This window comes from Rhodococcus sp. GB-02 (assembly GCF_053470465.1).
On record NZ_JBPUKE010000001.1, the window covers coordinates 1,009,793 to 1,027,286 of the forward strand.

The 17,494-nt window shown below is 63.4% G+C and carries 17 protein-coding genes; 10 read left to right on the top strand and 7 right to left on the bottom strand.

Annotated features, from left to right (window positions below):
• Positions 1 to 129 precede the first annotated feature (129 nt).
• Positions 130 to 1,260, top strand: coding sequence for a lipase family protein (locus ACSW29_RS04805; protein WP_448276674.1), 1,131 nt, complete (start codon positions 130 to 132; stop codon positions 1,258 to 1,260).
• 150 nt (positions 1,261 to 1,410) lie between these two features.
• Here the strand turns inward: ACSW29_RS04805 and ACSW29_RS04810 are convergent, their stop codons facing one another.
• A complete protein-coding gene (locus ACSW29_RS04810) occupies positions 1,411 to 1,950 on the bottom strand; it encodes a hypothetical protein (RefSeq protein WP_448276675.1) in 540 nt (179 codons plus the stop codon).
• 563 nt (positions 1,951 to 2,513) lie between these two features.
• Between ACSW29_RS04810 and ACSW29_RS04815 the strand changes: the two genes are divergently transcribed.
• Positions 2,514 to 2,654, top strand: a complete 141-nt coding sequence (locus ACSW29_RS04815; RefSeq protein ID WP_157920627.1) for a hypothetical protein — start codon at positions 2,514 to 2,516, stop codon at positions 2,652 to 2,654.
• A 137-nt stretch (positions 2,655 to 2,791) separates the two neighbouring features.
• Here ACSW29_RS04815 and ACSW29_RS04820 read toward each other — a convergent pair whose 3' ends face one another.
• The 3 genes from ACSW29_RS04820 to ACSW29_RS04830 form a co-directional block, all read right to left on the bottom strand.
• The gene (locus ACSW29_RS04820; RefSeq protein WP_448276676.1) at positions 2,792 to 3,154 is read right to left on the bottom strand and encodes an ASCH domain-containing protein; all 363 of its coding nucleotides are present in this window, start codon (positions 3,152 to 3,154) and stop codon (positions 2,792 to 2,794) included.
• 271 nt (positions 3,155 to 3,425) lie between these two features.
• The gene (locus tag ACSW29_RS04825) at positions 3,426 to 5,405 is read right to left on the bottom strand and encodes an amino acid permease (RefSeq protein WP_448276677.1); all 1,980 of its coding nucleotides are present in this window, start codon (positions 5,403 to 5,405) and stop codon (positions 3,426 to 3,428) included.
• Between the two features lie 4 nt (positions 5,406 to 5,409).
• Positions 5,410 to 6,228, bottom strand: a complete 819-nt coding sequence (locus tag ACSW29_RS04830; RefSeq protein ID WP_448276678.1) for a polysaccharide deacetylase family protein — start codon at positions 6,226 to 6,228, stop codon at positions 5,410 to 5,412.
• A 122-nt stretch (positions 6,229 to 6,350) separates the two neighbouring features.
• Here ACSW29_RS04830 and ACSW29_RS04835 point away from each other — a divergent pair, with 122 nt between their 5' ends.
• From ACSW29_RS04835 to ACSW29_RS04845, 3 genes are all read left to right on the top strand, one after another.
• On the top strand, positions 6,351 to 7,880 hold the full coding sequence (locus tag ACSW29_RS04835) for an LCP family protein (RefSeq protein WP_448276679.1): 1,530 nt from the start codon (positions 6,351 to 6,353) through the stop codon (positions 7,878 to 7,880).
• A gap of 134 nt (positions 7,881 to 8,014) precedes the next feature.
• The gene (locus tag ACSW29_RS04840; RefSeq protein WP_124568973.1) at positions 8,015 to 8,221 is read left to right on the top strand and encodes a hypothetical protein; all 207 of its coding nucleotides are present in this window, start codon (positions 8,015 to 8,017) and stop codon (positions 8,219 to 8,221) included.
• A gap of 96 nt (positions 8,222 to 8,317) precedes the next feature.
• Positions 8,318 to 9,148 (top strand): crotonase/enoyl-CoA hydratase family protein, encoded by an 831-nt coding sequence (locus ACSW29_RS04845; RefSeq protein WP_317827616.1) that lies wholly within the window; start codon positions 8,318 to 8,320, stop codon positions 9,146 to 9,148.
• A 90-nt stretch (positions 9,149 to 9,238) separates the two neighbouring features.
• On the opposite strand, the gene ACSW29_RS04850 is transcribed toward ACSW29_RS04845, so the two are convergent.
• On the bottom strand, positions 9,239 to 9,730 hold the full coding sequence (locus ACSW29_RS04850; RefSeq protein ID WP_003941181.1) for an inorganic diphosphatase: 492 nt from the start codon (positions 9,728 to 9,730) through the stop codon (positions 9,239 to 9,241).
• 103 nt (positions 9,731 to 9,833) lie between these two features.
• Between ACSW29_RS04850 and dacB the strand changes: the two genes are divergently transcribed.
• The 4 genes from dacB to hpt are packed head-to-tail and all read left to right on the top strand — an operon-like array spanning position 9,834 to position 13,852.
• Entirely contained in the window at positions 9,834 to 11,243 is a 1,410-nt protein-coding gene (gene dacB, locus ACSW29_RS04855; protein ID WP_317827615.1) for a D-alanyl-D-alanine carboxypeptidase/D-alanyl-D-alanine endopeptidase, read from the top strand.
• On the top strand, positions 11,243 to 12,316 hold the full coding sequence (locus tag ACSW29_RS04860) for a zinc-dependent metalloprotease (protein ID WP_448276682.1): 1,074 nt from the start codon (positions 11,243 to 11,245) through the stop codon (positions 12,314 to 12,316). The genes dacB and ACSW29_RS04860 overlap by 1 nt, the downstream gene beginning before the upstream one ends.
• Positions 12,317 to 13,294, top strand: coding sequence for a tRNA lysidine(34) synthetase TilS (tilS, locus tag ACSW29_RS04865; RefSeq protein ID WP_448276684.1), 978 nt, complete (start codon positions 12,317 to 12,319; stop codon positions 13,292 to 13,294).
• 3 nt (positions 13,295 to 13,297) lie between these two features.
• The gene (hpt, locus tag ACSW29_RS04870; RefSeq protein WP_317827613.1) at positions 13,298 to 13,852 is read left to right on the top strand and encodes a hypoxanthine phosphoribosyltransferase; all 555 of its coding nucleotides are present in this window, start codon (positions 13,298 to 13,300) and stop codon (positions 13,850 to 13,852) included.
• Between the two features lie 42 nt (positions 13,853 to 13,894).
• Here the strand turns inward: hpt and ACSW29_RS04875 are convergent, their stop codons facing one another.
• Positions 13,895 to 15,304 carry an acyl-CoA synthetase gene (locus ACSW29_RS04875; RefSeq protein ID WP_448276686.1) on the bottom strand — a complete coding sequence of 470 codons (1,410 nt, stop codon included), beginning with the start codon at positions 15,302 to 15,304 and terminating at the stop codon, positions 13,895 to 13,897.
• Positions 15,305 to 15,332: 28 nt separating this feature from the next.
• The gene (locus tag ACSW29_RS04880; RefSeq protein WP_347871870.1) at positions 15,333 to 16,673 is read right to left on the bottom strand and encodes an SLC13 family permease; all 1,341 of its coding nucleotides are present in this window, start codon (positions 16,671 to 16,673) and stop codon (positions 15,333 to 15,335) included.
• A gap of 99 nt (positions 16,674 to 16,772) precedes the next feature.
• Between ACSW29_RS04880 and ACSW29_RS04885 the strand changes: the two genes are divergently transcribed.
• Positions 16,773 to 17,420 (top strand): FadR/GntR family transcriptional regulator, encoded by a 648-nt coding sequence (locus ACSW29_RS04885; RefSeq protein WP_347871869.1) that lies wholly within the window; start codon positions 16,773 to 16,775, stop codon positions 17,418 to 17,420.
• Positions 17,421 to 17,494 lie beyond the last annotated feature (74 nt).

Here is a 17,494-nt window from a genome sequence, read left to right on the forward strand (position 1 = left end):
AGGTGGCTATCCAGCCCACAACTTCCCGTATTCGCGGCACCCGAAGATAGTCGAACCCGTACGCCGGCGCCGCCGGTTCGCGCAGAATGGAAGTCGGCGCAGACACCGACGAACCACGGGAGCGATGCGATGATCCGACGACGGCTCGGCCAAGCATTGATGGTGATCGCGCTCGCCTCCGCGGCCGTTTCGACCGCGCCCGTCCACGCGCAGGAACCGTCGTCAATCACGACGCCGGGCACAGTGACCGCGGCAACTTCCCTGCCGCACTCCTTCTGGATTCCCGGCGCCGCCAACGCATCAAAGCTCACGTACTGGTCCACGGGTCCGCTGAACCGGCCCGCGTTGAGTACGGGCGCGCTCTTCCTGCCCCCCGGCGATCCACCCGAAGGCGGTTGGCCGGTCATCTCGTGGGCTCACGGCACTGTAGGTATTTCCGACCAGTGCGCTCCTACCGTGACCGGGACCGTCGGCAGTCCATACCTCACGAACTGGCTCTCGCAGGGCTACGCGATCGTCGCGACCGACTACGTGGGGCTTGGCACGCCGGGAATCCACGCGTACCTGGACGGACCGTCGGCGGCGCACAGCGTGATCGACATGGTGCGTGCCGCGCGTGCGGTCGAACCGTCGCTCTCACCGCGGTGGTTGGCACTCGGACAGTCTCAGGGCGGGCAGGCCGCTATGGTCACGGCAGCGATCGCCACACGGTACGCGCCCGAATTGGACTACCGGGGCGCGGTCGCGACCGGGGCGCCGTCCAATCTGGAGAACCTTGCACCACTCGTGGGGCCGGACTTTCCCCGCTTGCCACTGACCGGCAGCACCGTGTTCGTCTCGTACCTCTTGGCCGGACTGCGGGCGGCGCGACCCGATCTCGACATCGATCGCTACCTGACACCGCGCGGCACGGATGCCCTGGCCCGAGCCGAAACCGACTGCTACCAGGACATGGCATCGGGCCTCGGCGACCTCACGATCGGCGATCTGGTGAACCGGCCCCTCGACGATCCCGCGGTGCTGGCTGCTGCTCGCGGCATGCTGGAGATCCCGACGACCGGGTACGACCGGCCAGTGTTCCTCGGGCAGGGGCTGACGGACGAGATGGTACCGGCGCCGCTGGCTTTGAAACTCGCGGCCGAACTCGCCGCCAACCGCCAGCCAGTTACATTCCGAACATATCCGACCGGTCATATCGAGACGATGCGGGCAGCGCTCCCCGAAAGCCTCTCCTTCGCCTCGAACCTCTTCCAGCCGTAGGTTAATTCATGCGTTTGTCGCATGGCTGCAGGGGTAACTGTGCGAGTCACCGATAGCAGCGGAAACAACCTCGTCGAAATCGACATGCTCGTGACCGCGGACGCCATCACCGAATTGCCGGCGACCTAGGGATCCGGCCAAGGCTTCGGGTCAGGTCCGCTTGCCGCTCGCGATCTCGTCGGAGAGCTGCTGCACGTGGGCGGGGTCCGCGTCCCGGGCAAGGGCGACGTAGTGGTCCATGACGGCCGGCCGGTAGCGCACGGGCAACGTCTGTCCTGGGGCGAGTCGTGTCAGCTCGGTGATCGTGAGGTCTTCGTCTGCGATACCGCGGAACGAGATGCCGTCGGCGGTCTCCACGTCGAACATCAGGACGACGCGTGGACTGCCGTCGCTGCTGACCTCTCGCCAGTCGACGAGAACGCCGAGTGCAAGTGCCGCCGTACGCAGTTCGGCATTTCGCTTGCGTGCACCACTGCTCAGGAGAGGATTCGGGGCGACGCCCGGGAAGTCGGGCCCGACGCCGAGCGATTCCCGACTCAGGTCAGGCCGGAGCTTCGACATCACATCGTCGAGCGTCATCTTCGAATCGTGGCGCTTCTTCTTCCAGCCGAACATCCTGCCCTCCCTCACTACGGTGCCGGAATCTCGGCCTGGCGCTTCGCTCTGATCGCGATTGTATGTCGCGGTCATTCCAGATCTCCGTCGCATCGTCCCGTCGCGATGGGGTCGCCGTCTGCGGTCGTGGACGGGCTCGGTCAGTGCACCTGTCTGTCGGACGAGCCACAGACCAGGAACCCTTGTCAGGTGGATCATCTACTGCATCCGCTTGCTCGGCGGTCCGGCCACCTGCGGTGTCCTCGCGGAGAGAAATTCGCCTCGCTCCGCCATGACTTTTCCGCAGCACTGGCAGGCCACGATCGAGCGCTACGGCACCACGCCCGAACAGGCCTGCGCGTGGGCAATTTGGATAAAACTAAGCACCGCAACAAAACCCGACGCCATTCGAGATTCGACCGACTACCAAACCGGTCGCTCCGGAGCGAAAATAACTAGCCAACCTCGACACCGCGAAGTTTCACATCCACTGGAGCCCTTCTGAGACACGTTGCGATTCGGCAACTGTTGAAATCGATTTCGCTCCGGAGCCGTTTTCTGTCGTGGTTGTCGACGCCGTCGAAGTCCCCTATGGCATCTCCGATGGAGATCGTCCAACCCTGGGCCAGCTTCGCCGGAAAGTCGAGTATGGTCCGGTCATGGGCCGACTCACAGAACTACTCAAGTCCGTAAGATCACTCGGATCACGCAAAGACACCGCCGCCAAGCAGGAAAAACGCGCACTGGATCGGTGGGAAAACGAAGGCGGCCCTGTCGCAGAGGATCCACGACAACGCTGACCTCGGACGAGTGCCAGCGCGCCTGGACCGATCAACCCAGCCAGAATGGGCCGCAACTACCCGATCGGCGCCGGCAGCGCAGACCTCTACGCACACGGAAGTGCAACAGACGTTTTCGACGGCTGAGTTCGGTCGCACTACGTCGTGGGCAGTGACGAATCCCCGTGGTGACCAGTGGCTATGACGACCACCTGAACAACAGCGTCTTCAGGCATCTCGGGGTAGTAGTTGACCCGGAGTTGTCTTGCGAAATTCGTCATGTCGGTGCCGGGTGGCTGGCGAGCTGCTAGCGGCGACAGATGAGCGAGATCGTACGTTTCTACAGCAGTGACCTGTCCTGCAAGGGGGCGGGCCGTCGGGTGATTATCGAAGATGAAAATTGCCGGCCCTTCGTGTACGTCTTCGCGCCAGCGGACGGTGGAAACTTTCGCGCCAGAAACCACTGCCGTGTAATGCTTCTGATCAAAGTGCACGGTTTGAGCAGGCGCGCCGGTCGTCATGTTCGTATTCTCCACTAAGCGTCTGCTCCGGACCATAGATCGAACGAAGAATCGCGTTCAACCACTCCCCGCCCGGTAAGCCCGTCCTGCTCCCAACTGCTTGTCGCTGATATTCGCCGACTTCCGAGGCTGCAGATGTTCACCGGATGCGTTCTCGCAGGATGCTCGAACATCGTGGCCGAGGTCGGTTGTTCCCGAAGCAATCAACAATGCTGGCTGTGCGAGCAACGCCGCATCTGTACGCGCGTGGGCGGTCAAGGGGAGTGCCGTGTCAACCGACGTGGACGTGGGGCCGCCTGGACTGGTCGGGTTCCGCGCGGCGAAGGACCTCACGGGTCACGGGAGCGGTTTCGCCCTCACCGATGAAGAGGAATCGGAGCAGGTACATGATCGGATTTCCCTCGGTCCACTCGAAGTAGACGTCGGGAATCACGCCGGTGATGTCTCTCGTCCGCAGGAGAACCGCCGCGATGGTGTTGGGGACGGCAGGGCTGTCGACCCAGAGGATCCGGTGCTCACCGCGCTGTCGGCCGTGGACAAGGAGGTCGGTGCTGAATTCGGAGGAGTCCGTGACGTTTACCTCGATGAAGATGATCGACTCCGCCTCCGGGATATTGCTTTCGGCGCGCTGCTGCGATTCCTTCTGCCGATACTCGTCCTCGTCGAGACGATCGACGTCGTGCGCCACCATCGCGAGGTAGCCCTTCTCGGCCGCCTCGGTGATGAATCGCAGTGCAGTCTCGTCGAATTCGACGGAGGTTGCCCGAAGTTCGAAGGCTCGCGAGATCCGGGAAAGGAAGGACACCACCATGATCGCGGCGATGAAGAACGACGCCACTTTCACACCGTCCGGGCGTTCGAAGATGTTCGCGATCGTCGTGTAGACGAACAGAACTGCAACAAAACTGAACCCTACGAACAGTTTTCGCTGTCCGTGTTTGCGAGCAGACAAGGCAACGGCGACGGTCGCCGACGAGATGAGCACGAGGACACCGGTTGCGTACGCGGAACTCTGAGCGTCGACACCAGCGTCGAAGTAGATCGTGACAGTGATGGCGATGACGCTGAACACGAGGACCAGAGGACGCACGGCGCGGGCCCACGACGGCGCCATGCCGTAGCGGGGGAGATACCTCGGAACAAGATTGAGCAACCCTGCCATTGCCGACGCACCGGCAAACCAGAGGATCAGAATCGTGCTGAGATCGTAGACAGTTCCGAAGATCTCACCCAAATAGTCGTGCGCGAGGAAGGCAAGCGCGCGACCGTTGGCAGCGCCTCCGGGCTGGAACTCGTTTTCTGGGATCAGGATGGTGGTGACCAGGCTCGACGTCAGCAGGAATCCACTCATGATCAGCGCCGCAGTGGTGAGCAGGCGCCGTGCGCCTTTGATTCGGCCGCGCGGATTCTGTTCGGTGTCGTGCGGCTCGCCCTTGATCTGCGGCATGACTGCGACTCCGGTTTCGAAGCCGGACAGGCCGAGCGCCAACTTCGGGAACACGATCAGCGCGATCAGGATCATCATCGCCGGGTTTCCGCGCTCGGTGGTCATGGCGCGCGTCCAGTCGGTGACCAATGACGGCGCGGTTGCGATGTGCCACAAACCTACGGAGATGACCACCACGTTCAAGGCGAGGTAGACGGCGACCAATCCGACCGCGATACCGATAGCTTCGGTGAATCCGCGAAGGAACACCGCGGCGAGGAGCGCGAGCAGAACCAGGGTGACGGCGACGGTGTGTCCGGAGAGAAAGGTTGGAGCAAAAGGATTCTCGACGAGGTGCGCCGTGGCATCCGCAGCCGAGAGCGTCATAGTAATGAGGAAATCGGTGGCTGCGAAGCCGAGAAGTACGAGAACGAAGATCTTGCCGCGCCACTTGGGCAGGAGTTTCTCGAGCATGGCGATCGAACCCTCGCCGTGCGGACTCTCGCGAGCCACTCGCCGGTAGACCGGGAGCGCACCGAACAGCGTCAGCAGGATCAATACGACTGTCGCGATGGGAGCCAACGTGCCGGCCGCCAGTGCCGCGATACCGGGTTGGTAGCCGAGAGTGGAGAAGTAATCGACACCCGTTAGGCACATCACCTTCCACCACGGGTGGCGCTTCTCCTTCTTCGGTGCCATCCGGTGTGGCCCGAGATGTCCGGCGGGTTCCTCGGTGATGTCCGCGAGCAGCCAGGCCTCGGTGCGTTGTTTCACCGACGGAGCCGTGTTTTCGGCCGGGACCTCGTTGTCGGCTGCGGTCACCACGGCGTCACGGCTTCAGATACACATCGTTGAGCGTGACCGTCCGCAGGTTCCGGCTCCGGATGATGTCCACCAGTTGCGGATACACGTGGGTCACGGGCAGATAGTTGAGGTGTCCGATCACTATGGCCCCCGGATTGAAATACTGGTTCGCCATTTGGAGGATGTACTCCTCGGTGATCAATGAAGAATCCGACAGCGACCCGTACCAGAGGGTGGGCACGGTGTAGCCGACGCTCGCGGCCACGGAATCGACTGTCGCGTTGTGCCTTCCGTACGGCGGCCGAAAGTACGGCGCCGCGTCCACGCCGTAGGTGTTGCGCAGGAACGTGCCGTTCTTCGTCAGCTCGTCGGCGATCTGCTGCTTCGACACTGACGTCAGATCCGGGTGCGAGTAGGTGTGATTGCCGAGCTGAATTTGTCCGCTCTCGACCAGCGGTCTCAGAAGTCCGGCGTTTTCGGTCCACGAGTTGTATTGCCCGTTGACGAAGTACGTCAAACGGATGCCGGTGTCTTTTGCGAACTGTGTGTAGAGGCGGACGACTTCGGAACTGGCGCCGTCGTCAACCGTCAGTGCGAGCAGATCTCCGCCACCGGGCAGGGCGGTCAACGATCCGCCGGCGGGCAGCGGCACCCGGGCGGACGGCGGTGGAGGCGGGAACAAGGCAGGCGGGAGATCTGGGACAGGGACGGGGCCCGCCGGTTCGTCGGCTGCGGCGATGGCCGTCCCGACTGAACGTGACGAACAAGCGGTTCCCATGGTCACCGCGGCGGTTCCGGTCAGAGTTGCTGCTGCGAGGGCACTGAGGAAGCGTCGGCGGTCCACAGGGCGGAGCCTAGAGCAGATTCGCCCAATTCGGACTTCATTCTCAGCGTCTTTTCAGCCAATGACCAGCCGTGTCCGGTATCGACAGGTTCTACTCAGGAACGGTGGATAGCGTGTCGGCCGTGGAACCGCGACCTCGACACTCGGCAACCAGGCACAGACGTAGGCGTCCACCGCAGCGGTCGACGCTCTCGGTGGGGCGCAAGCTGGCGGCGGCGTCCTTGTCGACGACGATTTTGGTCGGCGTCGGAATCGGGTGGTACGTGCAGTCGGATCTGACGTCGGGGCTGTACCGATCGGACGCGCTCTCCGCCCTCGGTGACGCCGCCGGCAGCTCGCTCGACGGGGATACCAACATCTTGTTGATCGGGCTCGACAGTCGTAAGGCGATGGACGGCAGCGATCTGCCGGCAGAGTTCGTCACCGACAAGTTGCACGCGGGGGACAGTGACGTGGGTGGGTACAACACGAACACGCTTATCCTGCTCCATGTTCCGGGTGATGGTGGCAAGGCCAGTGCGGTGGCGATCCCACGCGACGATTACGTCGCGGTACCCGGCTACGGGATGGCCAAGATCAAGGAAGCCTACGGAATGGCGAAGGCTGAAGCGGACGCCAAACTCGTAGCGGACGGTGTGACGGATCCTGCTGCACGAGAACAACAAGCACGCGAAGTCGGAAGGCGCTCGACGCTGACCACCGTGCAGAATCTGCTCGAGGTTCCGATCGATCACTTTGCCGAAGTGAACCTGATGGGTTTCTATGATGTCGTCTCGGCTATCGGCCCTGTTCAGGTATGCCTCAACAATCCGGTGCAGGACGACTTCTCGGGCGCCAACTTCCCGGCGGGGGTTCAGACTCTCGATGCGTCACAGGCGCTTTCGTTTGTCCGCCAACGCCACGGTCTGGACAACGGGGACTTGGATCGCACGCACCGGCAACAGGCGTTCATCAGTGCGGTGATCGCCAACTTGAAGGGCTCCGGCGTCATCGGCAACATTCCGAAGATGACGGCACTGGCCGACGTGGTGAAGAAGGACGTGGTGATCGATTCCGCCATGGATCCCGTCCGATTCGCTTCTCAGGCAAGCGCTCTCGCGGGTGGGAACATCGACTTCTACACCCTGCCCATCGAGGGATACGAGACCGTCGACGGCCAGGACGTCAATATGGTCGATCCGACGCGTCTGCGTAGTGAAGTGTCGAGGATCTTCGCGGGAGGTGACTCGGTGTCTGCGCCTGCGATGGACACGGCGATCTCGACCGGGAACGAAGTTGTGGACATCCGCAACGGAACCGCGACGGACGGGTTGGGCGCCGCGTTGGCGTCGGAGATGAAAGCGTCGGGAGTTGAAGTCGGCGAGGTGAGCACCGCATCTCCTACGGCAAAGTCTGTGGTCAGCTATGGGGTCGGCGCCAAAGCTGTCGCAGAGGCGCTGGCCGAGCAGTTGGGTGTGGTCGCAGTACCGAACGAGCAGGCAGCGGCCGAATCGGTGTCCGTATTGATCGGTGAGGACAACGCGCAGACCGTGTTCTCGTCCGCTCCGGCGCAGCCGGACTCGTCGGTATCGGCCGGGACCGTTCCCGACACGGGAGCACAGGGATCGCCTATCCGAGCCGACGCGAATGGCGGCATCCCCTGTGTGGACTAACTCTCAGGTAATTCGCACGAAACTCACGCTGACTTCTTCGGTCTGCGGGTCTACATTGGAGAAGTCGAACTCAGTCGGGTACTTCACCTTTGGGGGTACCTGACTGAGATTGCGTAGTTGAAAGGATCACCGACATGGCTACAACAGCAGCGGTACAGAATCCGACACGCTCACGTGCCAGGACCATGTCCTTGTCCGAGTACGTGGCAGAACATCCCGCGCAGCGCGTTTTCCCGCCGACCAGTGAGCGGGCGGCCAGGATGGCGATGCTCATCATGTTCGCCCTGATGGCCGTCACGCTCGTAGTGCTCGTCCTGGACGAGGCAGGAATCTTCGGATGAAGGCAGCGTCTTCGATAGGGCAGCGCCTTCGATAGGGCAGCGCCTTCGATAGGGCGGGGTCTTCGGCTGAGCTCGACCTTTAGTTACTCTTGAGTAATGACTGAACAGAAGAGCTGGAATGCGTTCACCGTCGAGTGCGAAGACAACATCGCCCAGGTGACGCTGATCGGGCCGAGCAAGGGCAATGCGATGGGGCCGGATTTTTGGAGTGAACTCCCCGAAATCTTCGCCGACCTCGACGCCGATCCCGAGGTGCGTGCAATCGTCATCGCCGGTTCCGGCAAGCACTTCTCGTTCGGCTTGGACCTGCCGGCAATGAGCGGTGAATTCGGTGCCGTCCTCGCAGACAAGGCTCAGGCAGGCCCGCGCACCAAGTTCCACGACATGATCAAGCGCATGCAGTCGGGCATCAATGCCGTCGCAGACTGCCGCAAGCCCGTCGTCGCAGCTGTGCAGGGCTGGTGCATCGGCGGCGGCGTCGACCTCATCACTGCAGCGGACATCCGCTACGCGAGCGCCGACGCCAAGTTCAGCATCCGCGAGGTCAAGGTCGCGATCGTCGCAGACATGGGAAGCCTCGCGCGTCTGCCCGCGATCATCGGCGACGGACACCTGCGTGAATTGGCGCTGACCGGTAAGGACATCGACGCAGTGCGCGCCGAGAAGATCGGGCTCGTCAACGACGTGTTCGAGGATGCCGATGCAGTACTGGCCGCGGCGCGCGAAACCGCGAAGGAGATTGCCCTCAACCCACCACTCGTCGTCCACGGCATCAAGGACGTGCTCGATCACACCCGCAGCGCGAGCGTGAACGACAGCCTTCGCTACGTCGCAGCTTGGAACGCGGCGTTCCTGCCTTCGCAGGATCTGACCGAGGCCATCACCGCCGTCTTCCAGAAGCGCCCACCGGTCTTCCAGGGTGAGTAGGAACTTCCAGGGCGAGTAGGAAACAGCACAAAAAATCCCCGCACATTCTCCGATGTGCGGGGATTTTTTGTAAGGCCTGAGAACTGACGCTCAGTGACCGCCGTTGGCGGCGAGACGCTTGATCGAAGCCTCGATCTCGGCCTCTGCCTCGGCGCGGCCGACCCAGTTGGCAGCCTCGACGTGCTTGTTCGGCTCCAAGTCCTTGTAGTGGACGAAGAAGTGCTTGATCGCGTCGAGCTCGAACTGCGAGATGTCACCCAGATCCTGGATGTGATCCCAGCGGGGGTCACCGGCCGGAACGCAGAGGACCTTGTCGTCTCCGCCGGCCTCGTCGACCATCTTGAACATCGCGACTGCGCGAGCCTCGACGATTACGCCGGGGAAGACCGACTCGGGGAGCAGGACCATGGCGTCGAGCGGATCGCCGTCCTCACCCAGGGTGTTTTCGATGAAGCCGTAGTCGGCCGGGTAGCCGAAAGCTGTGTAGAGGTAGCGATCGAGTTTGACGCGACCGGTTACGTGGTCGACCTCGTACTTGTTGCGCTGACCCTTGGGGATCTCGATGGTGACGTCGAACTCCACGCCGATTCCTCGCTGTCGTGTCGGTAATGATTCGTCGGAAGGATATCGGGTCAAGGATAAGGTTGCCTGACCACCCAGTAGGCAGAGCACAGACGGAGGGGCGTTGGCGGGCCAAGGAAAGAAGAAGATCGGCTCGTTGGAAGAGAGTCGACGGCGCAACTTCCGCATCCTTCTGGCGGTCGGTGCAGTGGTTGTACTGGCCGTCGCCGGAGTTGTCGTCGTGAAACTCGGTACGTCGAACGACACTGCCGGCAGTGCGACCGTGACTACGTCGCCGCAGCCTGCGCTCGTGACACCGTCACCGCAGGTGGTGCCCGTCCCCACGGACGCACCGATTCCGAGCTCGTCGGGAATCGCCGCGGCGATCGGCCCGGCTGTGGCCAACCCGGATCTGGGGAAGTTCACCGGAGTCGTGGCCGATGCATTGACCGGAAACATTCTGTGGAGTGCAGACCCGTCGACGCCGATGACGCCCGCGTCCACGACGAAGGTACTGACCGCATCGGCGGCACTACTGAAGTTGCCGCTCGACCACCGGCTGTCCACGACGGTGGTTCCCGGAGCGAGCCCCGGCCAGGTCATTCTGGTCGGCGGCGGCGATCCGACGCTGACGGCGACGCCGAAGGGGGAGAGCGGGTATTACGCCAATGCTGCTCACATCGCGGATCTCGTCGACCAGATCAAGGCTGCCGGTACACCGGTGACCAGCGTCGTGGTGGACTCGAGCTTGTTCAAGGGCGACAACATGGCCACCGGCTGGTTCCCCGCTGACATCGCGGCTGGCTACATCACCCCGATCGAATCGGTGATGATCGAAGGTGGTCGGTACGACGGCACTCAAGACGAGTCGCCACGGTCGGAGACTCCCGCGTTGGACGCGGGCAAGGTTCTCGCTCGGGCGCTCGGTGTCGATCCCGCCAACGTGAGTCTCGGTGTGGCGCCTGCGGGTGCCAAGCCGATCGCGACAGTTCAGTCGGCACCGCTGAGCGACCGGTTGCTGCAGATGATGGAACATTCCGACAACGTGCTCGCCGAGACCATCGGGCGTGAGGTCGCGATTGCCTCCGGAATCGAAGCGTCGTTCACCGGAGCCGTCGACGCGACCGGCAAGACCCTGCAGGCGGCCGGGTTCGACTACACCGGAGTTTCGCTGCACGATTCCAGCGGGCTGTCCGTCGACGATCTCATTCCCGCTCAGGTACTCGATCGCGTCATGACGGCTGCGGCCGGTGACGGTGATCCGAAACTGCGCCCCTTGCTGGACTACCTTCCGGTGGCCGGCGGAACGGGAAGTTTGTCCGACCGCTACGCGTCCGGGAACCGAACCGGTGCGGGTTGGGTGCGGGCCAAGACGGGAACTCTCTCGACGGCCAGCGCGTTGTCAGGGTTCGTGGTCGATCAGAACGGGCGAGTGCTCACCTTCGCACTGATGTCCAATGACCGGCCGCCAGAAGTGAGCCGTCCTGCCCTGGACGCGATTGCCGGAGCATTGAGGAATTGCGGGTGCCAATAGTGGCCGAAAAGACTCCACAAGATGACGAAGCCTCGGCTCCGCTCGGTGGTGCCGTCGACTGGAGTCTTGCCGCCAAAGCCGGGATAAAACTGGCGCGCGGCGGCCCCGCGATGTCTCGCTACACGGCCGAGACTGCGACATCAGAACTAGCCGAAGCGTCCAAGCGCGCAGAACTGCCGGTTCGTGAAGTGACCGGTTTGGCCGACGGTCTTCCGGTCCCAGCCGCTGACGTGCTGGACCGGGCGGGATGGATTACTGCAGCCTCGCGGTCGATGGCGCATCTCACCGGCGCCGACCCCGACGGCAGTGGCAATCTCATCGTCGGAAAGCCGGCGGGCCTGCAGGCCGGCGCGATGCTGGCGTACCTGTCTTCGGCGATCCTGGGGCAGTACGACCCGTTCACCGGCGAGCACGGCACGCTGCTTCTGGTCACACCGAACATCGTCTCCGTCGAACGGTCCCTTCGGCTGAACCCGAGCGACTTCCGGTTGTGGGTCTGCCTGCACGAGGTCACGCATCGGGTCCAGTTCTCGTCCTCGCCGTGGCTCGCTGACTACATGAAGGAATCCGTCGAAACACTCGGTGCGACGGTGGACGAGTCGATGACCGACGTCGTCGGGCGCCTCGCCGCAGAGCTGCGCTCGCGGAAGGAACCCGATTCGAGTGACGGCGCGACGGCGGGCGGCATCATCGGACTGCTGCGCGCCTCGCAGGCAGAACCCCAGCGTGACGCGCTGGATCGGATGCTCGTACTCGGCACCCTCCTCGAAGGGCATGCAGACCACGTGATGGACGCCGTCGGCCCCGCCGTGGTGCCGTCGGTGGCAACTATCCGCGCGGCCTTCGACAAGCGTCGGCAGCGCAAGTCCAACCCTGTGCAGCGGATCATCAAGATGCTTCTCGGCATGGACGCCAAGATGGCGCAGTACGTACGTGGCAAGGCCTTCGTCGACGCGGTGGTTCTCAAGGTCGGCATGGAGCAGTTCAACGCCATCTGGACCGGGCCGGAAACCCTGCCGTTGCTCGACGAGATCGACAACCCCGACGCGTGGGTGAAGCGCGTTCTCGGATAGATGCTGCTGCCTGAGACGCCTGCCCTACTGGCGCTGCGACAGGCCGTGCGGGCCTGGATGGTTGTATACGAGCCACGACGCCGCGTGGTCGTCGCCCTGTCCGGGGGAGCTGATTCGCTGGCGTTGGCCGCGGTTGCGGTGGTGGAAACCGAATCGGTCGACGCGTTGATCGTGGACCATCGCTTGCAGGATGGCTCGGATACCGTCGCACGCTCGGCCGCAGACCAGGCACTGGCGCTGGGTTGCCGGACCGCGACGGTCCTGACCGTCGACGTAGCCGAAGGTGGGAGTCTCGAGGCCGCAGCGCGTGAGGCTCGGTACTACGCCCTGCGTGGCGCCAGAACTGACCTCCCGGTTCTACTCGGACACACACTCGACGATCAGGCCGAGACCGTGCTTCTCGGACTCTCCCGCGGGTCCGGTGGGCGATCGATTCAAGGTATGACTGCATTCGACGCTCCCTGGGGACGGCCGCTACTCGGCATCCGTCGATCGGTGACCAGGGCGGCCTGCGTCGACCTGGAAATCACGCCGTGGGAGGACCCGCACAACAACAATCCCGAATTCACTCGTGTGCGTCTGCGGCACGAGGCGTTGCCGCTGCTCGAAGAAATTCTCGGCGGGGGAGTTCCGGAGGCGTTGGCCCGAACCGCGACGCAGTTGCGTGAGGACGGCGAAGCGCTCGACGAGTACGCCGAGGCCCTACTCCTGCGGGTTGTCGTCGACGGGGAAGTGGAAGTGGACACACTTGTCGAAGCGCCCACCGCAATCCGTCGACGCGCTCTGCGGGCCTGGCTGCTGCAGGGCGGCGCAAAAGCATTGACGGACAAACAGTTACGCGCAGTCGACTCCCTGGTTGTCGACTGGCGCGGGCAAGGCGGCGTCGCGATCGGCGGCGGAACACCGGAGGCGAGGTTGGTGGCGGCCCGCCGACGTGGCAGGCTGATCCTCGGATTCGAAGACCGACGAAGGGTTTGACGCGTGTACGAGGGCGACATCGCATCGGTACTGATCTCCGAAGAACAGATCCGTGCACGAACGGCGGAACTGGCGCAGGACATCGCCAAGCGTTACCCGACAGGCGCCCCCGAAGGGGATCTCCTGCTGATCGGCGTCCTCAAGGGAGCGGTCTTCTTCATGACCGACTTCGCCCGCGCTCTGCCGATCCCGTCGCAGATGGAATTCATGGCCGTCAGCTCCTACGGATCCTCGACCTCGTCTTCGGGCGTCGTCCGCATCCTCAAGGACCTCGACAAGGACATCGCCGGTCGTCACGTGCTGATCGTCGAGGACATCATCGACTCCGGTCTCACGCTGTCGTGGTTGATGCGCAACCTCAAGACGCGTAACCCCGCTTCGCTCGAGGTCGTCACGCTGCTCCGCAAGCCGGACGCGGTCAAGATCGACGTCGACGTCCGCGACGTGGGCTTCGACATCCCCAACGAGTTCGTCGTCGGTTACGGCCTCGACTACGCCGAGCGGTACCGCGATCTGCCGTACATCGGCACCCTGGACCCCGAGGTCTACGGCGGCTGAGCCTGCCCGCACCTGAGTGAAGCTCAGGTGTGAACCCGACGCTCAGGGTGTCAGCAGTTTCTTCTGCACCTTGCCCATGGCGTTGCGCGGCAAGCTGTCGACCAGACAAACCTGGCGAGGGCGCTTGTGGATCGACAGCGATTCGGCGACGAAGTCCGAAACCACTGCGCAGTCGGCTACCTCCCCGACGATGAACGCGACGATGCGCTGGCCTAGGTCGTCGTCCGGCACGCCGACGACGGCGGCTTCGCGAACACCCGGGTATGCGAGAAGGGCCTGTTCCACCTCGCCGGCGCCGATGCGGTATCCACCGGACTTGATCATGTCGACCGACTCGCGACCGACGATGCGGTGGAATCCGTTTTCGTCGATCACCGCGATGTCACCGGTGCGGAACCAACCGTCATCGGTCATGGATTCCGCTGTCTTCGAGGGGTTCCCGAGGTACTCGTCGAAGAGAACGGCGCCCGCAACTTCCAGTTGTCCTAGCTGCTGTCCGTCGTGCGCCGACAGTTCACCGTTCTCGCCGCGCAACCTCGTCCTGACTCCGGGAACAGCGTGCCCAACCCAACCCGGGCGACGTTCGCCGTCGTGCGTCGTGCTGACGGTGATGAGGGTTTCACTCATTCCGTAGCGCTCGACCGGTGCCAACCCGGTCAGCGATTTGATCCGCTCGAACAATGGAACCGGAAGTGGTGCACTTCCGGACACGAGCAAGCGCGCAGATCGCAATGCTGCTGCCGCCGAGGGATCACCGCACACGCGTGACCAGACGGTCGGAACACCGAAGTACAACGAGCCACCCGCTGCGGCATACGAATCCGGGGTTGGTCTGACGGTATGAATCAGCGGTGAACCCACGCGCAGCGCGCCCAGCACTCCGAGGATCAGTCCGTGGACGTGGAAGAGGGGCAGCCCGTGGACGAGTGTGTCCTCCGGAGTCCAATCCCACACGTGGGCAAGTGCGTCGAGATCTGCTGCGATCGCCGCTCGTGAGAGGACGACGCCTTTCGGAGATCCCGTGGTTCCCGAGGTGTACATGATCAGTGCGGTAGCTGCCGCGCTCGGTTCGGGATAGGGCGTCGCGGATCGCGCGTGAATATCGATGGGAACCAACGGGATACTCGAATCCGACGGTCCTTCTCCGAGTATCAGTTCGGCCTTGGAGTCGGCGATGATGTGCTGACGTTCGAGCGGGCCGGAGTCCGGTGGAATCGGGACAACGGCAACACCGGCGATCAGCGCGCCGGTGACAGCAACCACCGTATCGAGGCCGGCGGCGGCCTGTACAGCCACTCGCTTAGCACCGTGGATTCGATCGGCGACCGCGGTGGCGGCGGCCAACAGGTCGGCGCGAGAGAGGGTTGCGCCTTCGCCGAAGGTGACCGCAGCCTGGTGGTCGTCGAAGATGTGGGGGTCGAGGGAGCGCAGAAGTGCGGATTCGCTGTTCATCTCGAGTTTCCTTTCTCTAACGGAAGATTCAGACGGACCAGGGAACAACGAACAGCAACCAGGCGAGGATCGGCGTCACCACCATGATGGTCATGCCCCACCGCATGGTCAGCCCGAACACCACGTCGCGTTCTTCCGGAGCGGCGTTCGCCACCACCAGCGCGCCGTTGGTCGAGAACGGACTGCAATCGACCAGAGACGAGGAGATCGCCAGCGCGATGACCAGGCCGGTTGCATTGACCTGACCGGTCATGAGGAAGGGAATGGCCAAGGGGATAAGTGCTCCGAGGATTCCCGTGGTGGACGCAAACGCCGAGACGATCGCGCCGATCAGGCAGATCAAGAAGGCTGCGAGAAGTGGAATACCCACGTGTGCAACCGAATCCCCGAGCCACTGGACGGTGTTCTGGTTCTGCAGAAGAGCGACGTACGTGACGATTCCGCCGATGAGGAGCACGGTGCCCCAGCTGATCTTGTCGACGGCCCCGCGGGCGGAGGCCGGGAAGATCAGAGTGAGGAGTACCGCGACGGTCAGTGCGGTGAATCCGACGTCGAGGTCGAAAACCAAGGCGCCGAGTGCAAGCGACGCCAGTCCGAGCAGGGTGAGTCGCCGCTCGAGATTGAGTGCTCCCTCGTGCGGAGCGGTCCCACCGGAGGACTTACCGCCACCCTTCGAGCTGTCACCGGGACCCGAACCGGTGATGGTGTCGCCACCGCCAGACGCGTTGCCGACTGCGTTGACGAGCACGCGTTCGGAGGCGCCGCGCGCAATCAGTGCGCGACCGCCGAACGAGACGTAGGCGATGGCAGCAACAACGGCCGCGGCCGCGAAGGTCGAGACGAACAGCAAGGCCGGGCTCGACGGGAGACCGTTCTGGCGCATGACGTCGTTGGTGATGACACCGAAGATTCCGATGGGGGAGAAGCTGCCCGCAGTTGCGCCCTGGACGACCATGAAGCCCATCAGCATGGGGTGGATCCGGTAGCGGGTGGCGAAGCCCATTGCCACCGGCGCGATGATGGCGACGGCAGCGGGACTGACCGCGCCCATGGCGGTGACGGCCGCGCACACCGCGAACATCGCCCAAGGCACGAGGGCCACTCGTCCTCTGACCGCCCGGACGGCCGCGTGAATGATCCAGTCGACCGTGCCGTTGTTTCTGGCCAGCGCGAACAGGTAGGTGACGCCGACCAGGATGACGAAGAGGCTGGCCGGGAAGCCGTCGAGTATCTCGCTGGTATCGACGGTGAAGACCAGTGTTCCGACGACAAAGGCAGCCACCAGGGCAAGCGCACCCATGTTCACCGACCTCACGGTGGATATGACGAACACCAGGACAAGTACTGACAGGGCTATGACATTTGCCATCGAACTCTCAATCCGTTCGCGACCAGCTTGTGGTCTGCATCACTTGGAATTGGCCTAGCCTCTCTGCCACTGCTCCATTTGTCAAGTACACTCCGAGGCATGAATTCGACGTCATCGCCCGGCTCGCGCTCGGGCCTGCCCGGACGATTGAAGCGTCCGCGTCTGTACGAGCAGCTGGCCGAGCACATTTCGAATTTCATCGAGGCTCAAGGTCTTTCGCCCGGCGATCGCCTTCCTCCCGAACGCAGCCTGGCTGCCGAGCTCGGCGTGAGCCGCGCATCGCTGGCTCAGGCGCTCGTTGCCCTCGAGATTCGGGGCCGAGTCGAAATCCAGCACGGCAACGGAGCGGTGATTCGCGAAGCACCGACGCCCGACGCAGGCCGCTCCACAGACTCAAGCGTGCGGTTGCAGGATCGAACCGTCGACGAACTGACTGCGGCCAGGGAAGCGATCATGGCCGGCCTGGCTCGGGCGGCGGCGTCGAATCCCAACGCTGCGCTGCGGGTCGCGATGCTGACCGACGACGGCACCGCGAGAAACTTCGCCGAGACATGGCGTTGCGTCAGACACCTGGCCGGAGGTGGCTTGTTGGCGGATCTCGACGACACCATCGCCCAGCAGGCGGACGTGCCCGAATCCTCGGCACGGCTGTCTGCGCGACTCGATCAGCTCGCACACCGCATCATCGACGGTGACCCGTCGGGCGCCGCTGACGCTGTTGCGGGAATCCTCTCCGACACGGCCTGACGAATAACGACGGAAGGGCACGGGAAAGCGCACGATAACCACTGTGAGCCTGTTCGCTCACGGGAAACTGTGCT

Coding starts and splice junctions, on each gene's coding strand:
- ACSW29_RS04805 (WP_448276674.1), top strand. CDS start 130: ATGATCCGACGACGGCTCGGCCAAGCATTGATGGTGATCGCGCTCGCC.
- ACSW29_RS04810 (WP_448276675.1), bottom strand. CDS start 1,950: ATGACCGCGACATACAATCGCGATCAGAGCGAAGCGCCAGGCCGAGAT.
- ACSW29_RS04815 (WP_157920627.1), top strand. CDS start 2,514: ATGGGCCGACTCACAGAACTACTCAAGTCCGTAAGATCACTCGGATCA.
- ACSW29_RS04820 (WP_448276676.1), bottom strand. CDS start 3,154: ATGACGACCGGCGCGCCTGCTCAAACCGTGCACTTTGATCAGAAGCAT.
- ACSW29_RS04840 (WP_124568973.1), top strand. CDS start 8,015: ATGGCTACAACAGCAGCGGTACAGAATCCGACACGCTCACGTGCCAGG.
- ACSW29_RS04845 (WP_317827616.1), top strand. CDS start 8,318: ATGACTGAACAGAAGAGCTGGAATGCGTTCACCGTCGAGTGCGAAGAC.
- tilS (WP_448276684.1), top strand. CDS start 12,317: ATGCTGCTGCCTGAGACGCCTGCCCTACTGGCGCTGCGACAGGCCGTG.
- ACSW29_RS04875 (WP_448276686.1), bottom strand. CDS start 15,304: ATGAACAGCGAATCCGCACTTCTGCGCTCCCTCGACCCCCACATCTTC.
- ACSW29_RS04880 (WP_347871870.1), bottom strand. CDS start 16,673: ATGGCAAATGTCATAGCCCTGTCAGTACTTGTCCTGGTGTTCGTCATA.
- ACSW29_RS04885 (WP_347871869.1), top strand. CDS start 16,773: ATGAATTCGACGTCATCGCCCGGCTCGCGCTCGGGCCTGCCCGGACGA.